Source organism: Acidovorax sp. Leaf191 (genome assembly GCF_001424425.1).
In the GTDB taxonomy this organism is placed as follows: Bacteria; Pseudomonadota; Gammaproteobacteria; order Burkholderiales; family Burkholderiaceae_C; genus Acidovorax.
Genome location: NZ_LMPT01000021.1, coordinates 36486 through 48740 on the forward strand (window position 1 = coordinate 36486; position 12255 = coordinate 48740).

10 protein-coding genes are annotated in these 12255 nt (G+C 65.0%); 7 read left to right on the forward strand and 3 right to left on the reverse strand.

Features of this window, described 5'->3' with window-relative positions; all coding sequences use genetic code 11:
* The first annotated feature begins 74 nt into the window (after nt 1–74).
* Nucleotides 75–2360, forward strand: coding sequence for a bifunctional diguanylate cyclase/phosphodiesterase (locus ASG27_RS21600; RefSeq protein ID WP_056420710.1), 2286 nt, complete (start codon nt 75–77; stop codon nt 2358–2360).
* A gap of 16 nt (nt 2361–2376) precedes the next feature.
* Here ASG27_RS21600 and ASG27_RS21605 read toward each other — a convergent pair whose 3' ends face one another.
* Nucleotides 2377–3135, reverse strand: coding sequence for an ADP-ribosylglycohydrolase family protein (locus ASG27_RS21605; RefSeq protein WP_082486062.1), 759 nt, complete (start codon nt 3133–3135; stop codon nt 2377–2379).
* Between the two features lie 170 nt (nt 3136–3305).
* Here ASG27_RS21605 and ASG27_RS21610 point away from each other — a divergent pair, with 170 nt between their 5' ends.
* From ASG27_RS21610 to ASG27_RS21620, 3 genes are all read left to right on the forward strand, one after another.
* Nucleotides 3306–4493: an alpha-hydroxy acid oxidase gene (locus ASG27_RS21610; RefSeq protein ID WP_056421085.1), complete on the forward strand. Its 1188-nt coding sequence runs from the start codon at nt 3306–3308 to the stop codon at nt 4491–4493.
* A 49-nt stretch (nt 4494–4542) separates the two neighbouring features.
* Complete coding sequence (locus ASG27_RS21615) at nt 4543–4779, forward strand: hypothetical protein (protein WP_056420712.1); 237 nt, start codon at nt 4543–4545, stop codon at nt 4777–4779.
* Nucleotides 4780–4919: 140 nt separating this feature from the next.
* Nucleotides 4920–6410, forward strand: a complete 1491-nt coding sequence (locus tag ASG27_RS21620) for a leucine-rich repeat domain-containing protein (RefSeq protein WP_162240454.1) — start codon at nt 4920–4922, stop codon at nt 6408–6410.
* Nucleotides 6411–6763: 353 nt separating this feature from the next.
* On the opposite strand, the gene ASG27_RS21625 is transcribed toward ASG27_RS21620, so the two are convergent.
* The gene (locus ASG27_RS21625) at nt 6764–7948 is read right to left on the reverse strand and encodes a porin (protein ID WP_056420717.1); all 1185 of its coding nucleotides are present in this window, start codon (nt 7946–7948) and stop codon (nt 6764–6766) included.
* A 297-nt stretch (nt 7949–8245) separates the two neighbouring features.
* Nucleotides 8246–8995: a TetR/AcrR family transcriptional regulator gene (locus ASG27_RS21630; protein ID WP_056420720.1), complete on the reverse strand. Its 750-nt coding sequence runs from the start codon at nt 8993–8995 to the stop codon at nt 8246–8248.
* 167 nt (nt 8996–9162) lie between these two features.
* Here ASG27_RS21630 and ASG27_RS21635 point away from each other — a divergent pair, with 167 nt between their 5' ends.
* Genes ASG27_RS21635 through ASG27_RS21645 form a run of 3 tightly spaced genes read left to right on the forward strand, consistent with a single transcriptional unit; the run spans nt 9163 to nt 12013 of the window.
* Nucleotides 9163–10155 (forward strand): Bug family tripartite tricarboxylate transporter substrate binding protein, encoded by a 993-nt coding sequence (locus ASG27_RS21635; protein WP_056420723.1) that lies wholly within the window; start codon nt 9163–9165, stop codon nt 10153–10155.
* A 35-nt stretch (nt 10156–10190) separates the two neighbouring features.
* A complete protein-coding gene (locus ASG27_RS21640; RefSeq protein ID WP_235504108.1) occupies nt 10191–11006 on the forward strand; it encodes a cyclase family protein in 816 nt (271 codons plus the stop codon).
* Nucleotides 11003–12013, forward strand: a complete 1011-nt coding sequence (locus ASG27_RS21645) for a fumarylacetoacetate hydrolase family protein (RefSeq protein ID WP_056420726.1) — start codon at nt 11003–11005, stop codon at nt 12011–12013. Before ASG27_RS21640 ends, ASG27_RS21645 begins: the two co-directional genes overlap by 4 nt.
* Nucleotides 12014–12255: the final 242 nt, after the last annotated feature.

Sequence of the window (12255 nt, forward strand, 5' to 3'; positions counted from 1 at the left end):
AATGCCATGCACGGCCTGATGGGATGTCAGCTTCCGGACAACGGCCCCCACTAGAATGGTTACCAAATATTTCTATGCCGTTCCTGCGCCAGTTCTTCTCCCACCGCCTCATCTGGTTGGCGCTGCTGTTGTCGCTGGGAATCGGTGCCTTGTTCGCCCGCACGATCTGGACGATCCGCACCGACGAGTGGAACTACGCCAGCCAGACCAACAGCAACCTGGTGCACACGCTGGAGCAGGGGCTGAGCTGGTCGCTCGACTCCATCGACAAGTCGCTGGAAGGCGTAGCCCGCGAAGTGGCCCGCAGCGACGTGTGGGCCCTGCCGCCCGACCTGCGCAACCGCGTTATCTTTGACAACTCGCTGCGCGCGCGCGGCGCGGGCGACGTGTTCGTGCTGGATGCGTCGGGCGCCATCGTGCTCGACTCGGGCGCGAGCACGCTGCGCCGCGCCAACCTGGCAGACCGGGACTACTTCGTGGCCTTCGCCAAGGACGGGCACCAGGGGCTTTTCATCGGCAAACCGGTGCCTTCGCGCGTGACCGGGCTGAACGTGCTGCCCATGGCCCGGGCCTACCGCCACCCGGACGGCAGCTTCGCGGGCGTGGTGGTCGGGGCCGTGCGCCTGAGCTACTTCAACGAACTCTTCGGCTCGCTCGACCTGGGCGCCAACAGCGGCGTCAACCTGTTCCGCCAGGACGGCGTGGTGATCTCGCGCTTTCCATACGGCGAATCTGACGTGGGCAAGACGATCGCGGGCTCGCCCAACATGGAGCGCTTTCAGCGCGAGGGCAACGGTGTCTTCGTGGGCACGGCGGCGCTGGACGGTGTGGAGCGGCTGTATGCGTTCCGGCAGGTGGGCTCCTACCCGCTCATCATCAACGTGGCCCAGGCCGCCGACACGGTGCTCGCCAAGTGGTACCGCAGCGCGGCCGTGCTGGGCGGTTTCGCGCTGCTGCTCATGGTCGCCTGCGTGGCCCTGGCGGCCATGTTCGTGCGCGAGCTCACGCTGCGCCAGCGGGTGTCGGCCCAGTTGCACGAGGCCGAGCACCATTTGCGCACCATCCTCGACAACCTGCCGTCCGCCATCAGCTACTGGGACCGGGACCTGAACAACCTCTTTGCCAACCAGGTGTACTTCCAGTGGTTCGGGGTCATGCCCGGCCAGCTGCGCGGCCAGCACATCAGCCAGTTGCTGGGCCCGGATGTGTATGCGCAGAACCTGCCGTTCATGCAGCACGCGCTCGCCGGCCAGCCCCAGTTGTTCGAGCGGGCGCTGGTGGACACCCGCGGCCAGGTGCTTCATGCCCTGGTGTCCTACCTGCCCGACGAGGTCGACGGCCACGTGCGCGGCTTCTTCGTGCAGGCCACCGACATCACCGAGCGCAAGCGCATGGAGGAAGAGCTCTTTGCCGAGAAGGAGCGTGTGCGCCTGAGCTTGCAGTCCATCGGTGACGCGGTCGTGTGCGCCGACGCGCAGGGCGCCGTCACCTACCTGAACCCGGTGGCCGAGCGCCTGACAGGCTGGCAGGCCTTCGACGCCGCGGGCCGCCGCATCGACGAGGTGGTGGTGCTGCGCAGCCCGCACAACGACGCCGTGCTGGCCAGCTCGCTGCTGGCCGCCATTCAGAGCGGCGAGGGCGTCGATTCGGTGCGTGGCGTGATCGTGCACCGTACCAGCGGCCAGCGCTTCCAGGTCGAGAAAACCTCCAGCCCCATCACCGACCGCCACGGCCAGGTCACCGGCGCCGTGGCCGTGCTGCGCGATGTGACCGACGCCGTGGTCATGGCCGAACGCATGGCCCACCTCGCCCAGTACGACGCGCTGACCGACCTGCCCAACCGCGTGCTGCTGCAGGACCGCGCCCAGATGGCCATCACCCAGGCGCGGCGCGACGGCAAATGCCTGGCCGTCATGTACCTGGACCTGGACGGCTTCAAGGCCGTGAACGACAGCCTGGGCCACGATGTGGGCGACCTGCTGCTCGTGCAGTTCGCCCAGCGCCTCAAGGCCGCCGTGCGCGCGTCCGACACCGTGTGCCGCCAGGGCGGCGACGAGTTCGTGGTGCTGCTGCCCGGCCTGGAGGGCGTGGAGCCCGCCTGCGGCGTGGCCCGCAAGATCCTCGCGTCCTGCGACGCCCCGTTCGAGCTGGCCGGCCGCGTGTTGCACATGGGGCTGAGCGGCGGCATCGCGCTGTACCCGCAGCACGGCGACACGTTTGACGCGCTCTCGCGCCACGCCGACAGCGCCATGTACGCCGCCAAGCGCGGCGGGCGCATGCGCTTCATGCTGTACCGCGGGCCGGACACCGATCCTGAAGTGGTGCAGGTGGACCCGGCGATGACCCCGCGTCCTTCATGAAGCGCGAATCCGCGGCTCAGGCGTCTTGCCGTGTGTCGCTCTCGCTGGCGTCGAGCAACTGATCGGCCAGCGCCTCGATCTCACTGCGCATCGCCAGCCGCTCCAGCCAATGTGCAGGAATGGACGAGGCTCCGTAGTACGCGCCCGCCAGTTGGCCGCATATGGCCGCCGTCGTATCCGCATCGTCTCCCAGGTTCGCCGCGGCGAGAATTGCGGATTCGAACGAGTCCGTGCTGTTGAAACACCAGAGCGCTGCTTGCAAGGCGTCGACGCAATACCCTGAACCCTTGATCACGTCGCGTGGCGCGGCCAGAAAGCGACCGTCGGCGATGGCTTGGAGCTTTGGAGACAGGTGTGCGGGGGCGTCCATGGACCAGATCGCCTGCTTGTCAGCACCCAGCAGCGCTGCCCGCACATAAAGCGCGAACAGCTTGGAGCTGTCGATGGCTTCCTGGGCACCGTGCGTGGTGCGTGTGCTCTCTGCCGCGAACTGCACAACGCGGCTTGCGTCGCGGCGGTAGTACATCGGGATCGGCGCCAATCGCATCAGTGCACCGTTGCCTGCGGTCATCGGGTCGGGGTCGCCGGCAAAGGGATTGGCCGTTCGAAGGTACCGGTCCAACGCCGTGGCCACCGTGATTCCGATATCGAAGCACCGCCCATTGCTGCTGAGAAGATGCCCGCCATTGATGTGCGCAGTGCGCCGGATGCTGCGTTGCCATCGGTTTGAAAGGGTCTGCAGAACTACGGCCTGGGTAGCGCAGGGCCGCTGCAGCCACTACACAATGAGAGCCACGGACGGCCCGGTCGCACAGTACGCGAACTTGCCATGGAAATTTGTTGCAGACCCGCGCAAATAATTTTGATGGCCGTGCGGCGCGCAACTGCCTACCATCCGGCCAGGCTTTAGAAACCGTTCAATGTCTTTTTGCTTTGGAGTGCCGCGTGCCTGACCTGTCCAAAATCACCTGCATCGAAGACCTGCGCGTCGTCGCCAAGCGCCGCGTACCGCGCATGTTTTATGACTACGCCGATTCAGGCTCGTACACCGAGGGCACGTACCGCGCCAACACGCAGGACTTCCAGTCCATCCAGCTGCGCCAGCGCGTGGCCGTGAACATGCAAGGCCGCAGCACCCGCACCACCATGATCGGCCAGGACGTGGCCATGCCCGTGGCGATAGCGCCCACCGGCCTGACCGGCATGCAGCACGCCGACGGCGAGATCCTGGGTGCCCGCGCTGCCAAGGCCTTCGGCATTCCGTTCACGCTGTCGACCATGAGCATCTGCTCCATCGAAGACGTGGCCGAGCACACGGGCCGCCACCCGTTCTGGTTTCAGCTGTACGTGATGCGCGATCGCGACTTCATCGAACGCCTGATCGACCGCGCCAAGGCCGCCAACTGCTCTGCGCTGCAGCTCACGCTGGACCTGCAGATCCTGGGCCAGCGCCACAAGGACATCAAGAACGGCCTGTCCACGCCGCCCAAGCCCACCATCGCCAACCTGATCAACCTGGCCACCAAGCCGCACTGGTGCCTGGGCATGCTGGGCACGAAGCGCCGCACTTTCGGCAACATCGTGGGCCACGCCAAGGGCGTGGGTGATTTGTCATCGCTGTCGTCCTGGACGGCTGAGCAGTTCGACCCGCAACTCAACTGGGGCGATGTGGAGTGGATCAAGAAGCGCTGGGGCGGCAAGCTGATCCTCAAAGGCATCATGGACGCAGAAGACGCCCGCCTGGCCGTCAACAGCGGCGCCGATGCGCTCATCGTCAGCAACCACGGCGGCCGCCAGCTCGACGGCGCGCCATCGTCCATCGCCGCGCTGCCCGGCATTGCCGAAGCGGTGCGACAAGCGGGTGGCGGCATCGAGGTCTGGATGGACGGCGGCATCCGCAGCGGGCAGGACGTGCTGAAGGCCCGCGCGCTGGGCGCACAGGGCACGCTGATCGGGCGGAGTTTTCTGTATGGGCTGGGGGCCTATGGCGAAGCGGGGGTGACGCGTGCGCTGCAGATCATTCAGCGGGAGCTGGACATCACGATGGCGTTTTGTGGACACACGAACATCAACACGGTGGACCGGTCGATCTTGTTGCCGGGCACGTATCCGGGCGAGGACACGGCCCGCTGATCACGGCCCCCATTGCTGTGGGGCAGACCATTCGACGTGGGCTTTGCACATGCACAACGAAGAACCCAACGAGCGCGGCTCAGACACTGTGGAGTTGGCGGTACGAGCCGTTTGCGGTGCGCTCGCCGGCGTGGTCGTCGGGTTGCTTGTCTGCTGGAAAGGGCGGCTGCGGGAGCCTTGGGCACTAACTGCTGTGATCGTGGTGGCTGTGCTGGCGTGTGTGTACGGGGCGACGAAGTATGGGGACGATTTCTGGTGGGGGTTGTTGAAGGCGAAAGACCGGTGAGTGGAGGAAAGGGATGCTCTCGCCGCTCCGGTAGCCAGCCAAACTGGCACGAGTGCCCTCTATGATTCACGCGCGGTGCGCTGAGGGCGATCATGCCAAGCCACAGCGCCCACCTGGAACAAACCCCTCAGTCCAACACCATGGCAACCCAAAAATCCAAATGGACGAACAGCTCGTTTTCCCCTGTCCAGGTGCTCAACCACACCACGGAGCTGAACCTGGAGCGCTTCACCAGCGAAGACCTGGACCCCATTGCCGGCTGCGATGATGTGCAAGCGCTGTGCCTGCGCAGCAGCAAGACGGCCGAGCCCGTGGACCTGGCCCGCATCGCCCACATCAGCAGCCTGACCACGCTGCAACTGGATAGGGTGAAGTTCACCAACCTCGCCGCGCTGCGCGCGCTGCCCCGCCTGCGGACGCTGTACATCGACAACTGCCGGTTCTCCGACTTCTCGGCACTCAACGGCTTTCAGACGCTGACCGACCTGACTCTGCGCAACAACAAGAAGGCAATGTTTCCTGCGGGGCTGGACCTGCCGCAGCTCCAGTCCCTGCACCTGTCGCGCAGCGGTATCACGGACCTGGCCTTTGTCGATGGGTATGCGCGCAGCTACCCCGGCATGGTCAAGCTGGACCTTTCGGGCAACCAACTCAGCGACCTGTCCCATCTGGTGGCGTGCACCCAGGTGACGGAACTGAACCTGAGCTTCAATGAGATCAGCGACCTGTCACCGTTGGCGGCATGCCCTCAGATCGTGAAGCTGAACGTAGCTTACAACCCCATCAGCAGCCTTGCGCCGCTGGCCGGCCGCAAGTTTGTGGACTTTCACGCCAGCGCGCCGCAACTCGAGGAGCGGCTTGCCCTGAAGCTGGACTTGCGCCCGCCGCCCCAGGAGCACCAGCCCGAGAATTTGGAGGCGTGGCGCCTGGCTGCCCTGATGCAGGCCAAGAACTGGCCTGCGGTCTATGCCGTCACCGACCTGGATCTGCTGGCCCGCGGCTTCTCCAGCTTTGTAGGTGGGCACTACGACGAGGAGGCCCTGCGCGGGGTGCTGGCCCACCCGGCCGAGGGCGCTTTCCACACCCTGGTGGCCAATGGCCTGCGCCCGCACTACACCGAGGAATGGGCGGTGCTGATAGAGGTGCTCAGCAGCTTGGGCGAGCGCACTATCGCGCCGATGACCGAGTGCTTTCACAAGGCGCTGGCATTTCACCCCTACCGGCAAGAGTTCCTGGCCGGCAAGCTCAAGAGCGACCACGCCACAATCATGAACGTGCTGCTCCAGGTGGCCAGCCCGGCGTACACCGACCTCTTCCTCGCCTTCTTCAACGACCGTAACCAGTTCTCGAACGCGCATCTGGGCAACTACAAATGCCTGCTCGAGGTGGTGGGCAAGACCAAGGCGCCGCAGCTGGTGGAGCCCATCATGGACCTGCTGCGCCTGGAGCGGCACATCGTCGGTGGCGACGCCGTCTTCATGAAAAGGATCTTCAAGGCCATCGGCCAACTGGGCAGCAAGGCCGACGCCGCTGTGCTGGCCAGCCGGTTCGATGCCGCCGCCGAAGATCGACCGGATGTGCTGCAAGCGTATGAGGCGGCGCTGGCGCGTCTGGAAAAGAAGACAGTGTGATGCGTCGAAACACAGCCCACTTGGAACTGGAGAATGTCGTTGGACGCCTCGAAGACGCAGCCACTTCAACCTCGATCGTCGACTGGTTGAAGGTCCGCTTTCTTTGGCTGCCACCTGCTGACGTTGGCCTGCAGTACCCATTGGTGACCGAGGTGCGAGCGGCTGCAATCGCTGCAAGCAGCCGTTTGCGTTCGTCCTCCCCCAGCATCAGCGGGCTCGGGCCGGAACGTGTTGTCAAGATCTTTCTATGTGGGCAGATGCTTCAAGTTGGATGCGTGTGTACACGCTTGCCGCTGAAAAAAAGGGCGCCCGAAGGCGCCCTGAAACTTGGAGGCAACCGTTGCAAGGAACCTTCAGAACCGATGGCGAACCCCCACCGCAAAGCTGGTTCCCCGAGCGCTCGCCAGCGCAGGCGACGCGGGCAGCGTACGGGTCAGGGTGCTGTCGCGCATGACCATCGCGTACAGGTCCGTCCGCTTGGACAAAAAGTAGTCGTACCCCAGGGTGAACACCTTGCGCTCGACATTGCCGCCTGCCACCGTGGCGGGCACCGGGCCTACGGTGTCACTGGTGCGGCGCACGGCGTAGCCTGCCAGCACGCGGCCTGCGCCCACGGGCACGGCCGCGCTCAGATCCCATACGCGGTACGACACGTTGAGCGGCGCAACAGCAGTGCCCAGATTGTCGATACGGCCCAGGTGGGCAAACAGCTTGATCACCTCGAAGTCGTAAGACGCCGCCAACTGCCAGGCGCGGGTGTCGTTGGGTGATGTGCCGTCGGCAAAGGTACCGGGGTTCTTCTTCACGCTCTGCCATACCAGCGATGCGGCCCAGGGGCCGTGGGCGTAGGCCCATCGCGCTGCACTGTTGCCACCGCCCTGGCCCTCCGAGATGGAATGAGCCACCGAGGCATTGAACCCCGCGAAGCCGGGACTGTCGTACACCACCGAGTTGGCCCACGCCGTGCCTCCCGTGAGCGGGCTGCCGATGAAGGTGACCAGGTTCAGCGGCCCGAGCACGGTCGAGTCACCGAACGCATTGGACGTGATGGAGTTCAAGAACAGCAACGACGTGACGTTGCCCAGCCGAACGCGGCCCCAGTCGCGGTGCGAGACGCCCACCCAGGCCGCGCGCGAGAACACGGGGTCGGCCGCCACATTCACAGGGGCGGGCAGTGCGTCGCTGCGGCCGGCCGCGCCCGAGTCGTTGCGTACAAAGGACGACAGCTCGAACTGGGCCGACAGCCCATCGCCGAGGTCTTCCGCGCCGCGCACGCCCCAATGGCTGGTGGACATGCCACCCCCGTCCAGTTTGGTCACGGCGCGGTCCTGCGCGTTCACGCCCCCGGCAGGGCTGGCAAAGCGGCCTACAGCGGCGTCGACCAGGCCGTACAGCTGCAGGCCGGGCCCAGCTGCTGGCTGAGCGTGGATAGCGAACGACGCAGTTGACAGGACTGCCGCGGCGCCCACGGTCCGTGTCCAGGGCCGACGGGCCTGCGTGAGAGAGGGGCAGGTCGTGAAGGAGGTGCGGGGTTTCATGGTGTCTTTCGATGAATGAGGAGCAGGTGAGGGGCGAACGAGCCCACGGCGCAGCCAATGCTGGACCGAAGGGTCAGTTCAAACGGGGCAGGACATCAGCGCACCGTGCGCTGGGATGGAGACCGCGAGGGTGTACCGGTCTACCGGGCCGATGCTGTGGGTGGGGCGGCGGCGCAGGGCCCCAGCCACCTCGGGTGGTGGTGGGCTGGGGCCAGAAAAATGGGCGTGACTGTGCTTTGCATGCGGCGCTCGCGCGGCAGTGCTGGTGTGAAGTCCGTTGGGCTCAGCGTTGGTGCATCAGTGCACCGCGCCTGCGCATGCGCCTCGCATGCCCTGTGCGATGAAGCGCACCAGCAGCGGACCGGCTACGGCGTCGTCGCCGGCCAGGTTCTGTCCGTGCGACAGGCGCTCAATGCGCTGGTCGTTCACGTGGTGCAGCAGTGCGCCCAGTGCAAACTGATAGCACCAGGCTGCCTGACTGCGCGTGGCCTGGGGCAGAGCGCCCGCCATGGCGTCGATGAAGGCGTGCGCTAGCGGGTCGAACAGCTCGCGGATGATGGGCTCGTCTTCTTCCAGGTGGTCGCTCATGCCGCGTGACAGCAACCGCAGAAAGTGGTGGCCCGCGGGCTGGCTGGCCACCTCCAGCACGGGCAGCACAAAGGCTTTCACGATCTCTTCCAGCAGCTGGCCGGGCGGCGCCTTCTGCTGCGCCTGGGCCAGCGACTGCAGCCGCACGTCGATGTAGCCCGCATGCGCTCGGAAGATGGCGTGGTACAGCGACAGCTTGGGTCCGTAGTAGTAGCCCACCAGCGCCAGCGGCACACCCGCCTCGTCGGCAATGTCGCGTATCGAAACGCCATGAAAGCCGCGCGAGGCAAACAGCCGCTCGGCCGCCTGCAGGATGTTGGCTTGGCGGTTGGGTGCCAGGTCTTCTTCGCTGGCGGCGCTGCGGGCAGCCGCACGCTTGTGCGCCGGGGTCGGTGCTTTTGCAGCTCGCGTTGCGGGTGTGGCGGCTGCCGTCTTGGCGGTGGGGCGGGATTTGGACATGGACTGGTTTATACGACTGTATAAATTTATTGAACACTCGTACAAACCCCAGTCATCTTGAATTTGTACGTTCGTATAATTTTTTCATGCACCCGCTGCAAGCCATGTCACACGAGGTTTGCGGGGCTGTATTGCAGATCCCATCCAGTCAACAGGAGACAGACACCATGATCACCCGCCGCTGCTTCACCCAGCTCTCTGCCGCCTTGCTGCCTACCCTTGGCAGCGCTCCCGCCGCCTGGGCGCAGGCCGCCAAGGAGGCGATTCCTGACATGGCGCGCATCATCTCGGGCTTTCCTGCCGGAGGCACAGCCGATGCATTGGCGCGCCGGGTGGGCGACCGCATGCGCGGCCACTACGCCGGGGCCGTGGTGGTGGACAACAAACCGGGCGCGGGCGGACAGATCGGCATCCTCAACCTGCGTGACAGCCCGGCCGATGGCACCAGCCTGCTCATCACCCCGTCGTCCATGTTGTCCATCTATCCGTACACTTACCCCAAGCTGCGCTACACGCTGGACGACGTGGCACCCGTCGCGTTGGGAGCGATGTTCGACCATGGGTTGGCTGTCGGCCCTGGTGTGCCCGAAAGCGTCCGCACGTTGCCCGACTTTCTGGCATGGCTGCAGGCCAACCCCAACAGCGCCAACTACGGCAGCCCGGGTGCGGGGTCCATGCCGCACATGGTGGGCGTGCTGCTGGGGCAGTTCACCAAGATCGACATGCGCCACATTGCTTACCGTGGCACGGTGCCGGGCATGCAGGACCTGCTGGGCGGCCAGATCCCCGCGTTCTGGGGGCCGATTGGAGACTACCTGCAGCACAGCAAAGGCGGCAAGTTGCGCGTGCTGGCCATTGCTGGAGCCAAGCGCTCGCCCTTCCTGCCGCAGGTGCCCACCCTGACGGAGTTGGGGCACCCCCTCAAGGTCAGTGAGTGGTACGGCTTCTTCCTGCCCGGCAAGGCATCGCCAGACACCATCAAGCGCGCTTCGCAGGCGCTGCAGGCAGCGCTGGTCCACCCCGACGTGGTGGACTACGGCAAGCAGTACGGCCTGGAGGTCAAGTCCTCCAGCCCTGCGCAACTGGCGCAGATGCTCAAGGCCGATGCCGACCAGTGGCGTGGCCTCATCAAGCAGACCGGTTTCACGGCCGAATCCTGATCGTTTTGTTTGTGCCCATTCATCCGAGACTGCCCATGACTGCCACGCCTTCCCGCCGCATCGTCGATATCTCGATGCACCTTGAAAACGATGTCGTCTCCGACCCGCCAGGCCTGGGTCCGCGCATCAACTACATCGACCACCAGATGAGCTTTGCGGATCTGGCGCAGTTCTTCCCTGGGTTGAGGAAAGAAGATCTTCCCGATGGTGAGTCGTGGGCGGTCGAGGACGTGCATCTCAACACCCACAACGGCACGCACATGGACGCGCCGTACCACTTCGCCTCCACCATGGACGGCGGGCAGCGGGCGCTGTCCATCGACGAAGTGGACTTGAACTGGTGCTTTCAGCCTGGCGTGAAGCTGGACTTTCGCCACCTGCCAGACGGCTATGTGGTGCAGGCTGGCGACGTGGAGGCCGAACTGGCGCGCATCGGCCACACGCTGCAGCCGCTGGAGATCGTGGTGGTCAACACGCGCGCTGGCAGCGCCTACGGCACGCCTGGCTATACCCGCGCGGGCTGCGGCATGGGCTACGAGGCCACCATATACCTGCTGGAGCGTGGTGTGCGGCTGACCGGCACCGACGCCTGGAGCTGGGACGCCCCTTTTGCCTACACCGCACAGCGTTACGCCGAAAGCGGCGACGCATCCCTGATCTGGGAAGGCCACAAGGCCGGGCGCGACATTGGCTACTGCCACCTGGAAAAGCTGCACAACCTGGAGGCGCTTCCCGCCAACGGTTTTTACATCTCGTGCTTTCCAGTCAAAGTGCGCGGTGCGTCGGCGGGCTGGACGCGGGCTGTGGCGATTTTTGATCCGGTGCTGCCGTTGCAGGGAGTCTCTTCATGAAACTCGCAACCCTGCGCAATGGCCAGCGCGATGGCCGCCTCGTAGTGGTCTGCGATGACGCCCGCCGCTGCATCGACGCATGCCCCGTGGCACCGACGCTGCTTGATGCATTGGAGCGCTGGAGCACGGTGGAGCCTGGATTGCAAGAGTTGTCCCGCACAGTCAACGCCCCTGCGGCCCTTGGGACCATGCCCTTCGATACGCACCAGTGCATGGCTCCGCTGCCACGCACCTGGCAATGGCTCGATGGCTCCGCCTTTCTGAACCATGGCCGCCTCATGGAGCGCGCGTTCAAGGTGCCGCCGGTGGCCGACTTCGAGACCGTACCGCTGATGTACCAGGGCGCCGCCGACGATTTTCTGGGCCCGCACGACAGCGTGCTTCTACCGTGCGAAGCCGACCAGATCGACTTTGAGGGTGAGTTCGGCGTCGTGCTGAGCGAAACCCCCATGGGTGTCACCGCTGAGGCCGCGCTGGAGTATGTGCGCTTCATCGTGCTCATCAACGACTGGAGCCTGCGCGCCTTCGGGCCGCGTGAGGCAAAAAGCGGTTTCGGCTTTTTGCAGGCCAAACCCTCCACGGCATTCGCCCCCATTGCAGTGACACCCGACGAGTTGGGCCCCGCATGGCAAGGCGGCCGCGTACACCTGCGGCTGCAGAGCCAGCGCAACGGCGAATGGTTTGGCCACCCACACGGCCGTGAAATGCATTTTCACTTCGGCCAGTTGATTGCTCATGCGGCGCGCACGCGCAAGTTGTCGGCCGGCACCATCATCGGCTCGGGCACCGTGTCCAACACGGATGTCAACGCTGGTTCGTCCTGCATTGCCGAACGCCGCATGGTGGAGGTCATTGCCGAAGGTGCACCGCACACGGGATTCCTGCAGTTTGGGGAACGGATACGCATTGCGGCGCTTTACGCCGACGGAATGTCAGGGCCATTTGGTGTATTGGATCAACTCGTTGTCGTGGCCTCGAGGGCCTGTGGCGACAAGAATCCCCAATAACCCGGTTCAGTGGAATCCGCCCGTTGCGCGGCACATCGCGACCCCAGCAACAAGGGCACGATTGCTGGTCAAAAAGCACTGTTCAGCCCAGAGACACCTGGGCGATTCGCGGGGGATTGCAAATGGAAATCCGGGGGTTGAAGTTGGCGCTCTTCAAATTGCCGAATCGACAGCGGGCTTGGCGGATGCGGCTGGGTGTCTTTTCAAGTTCCGCGGCCTTTTCTGCGGCGGTCAGGCCGGAT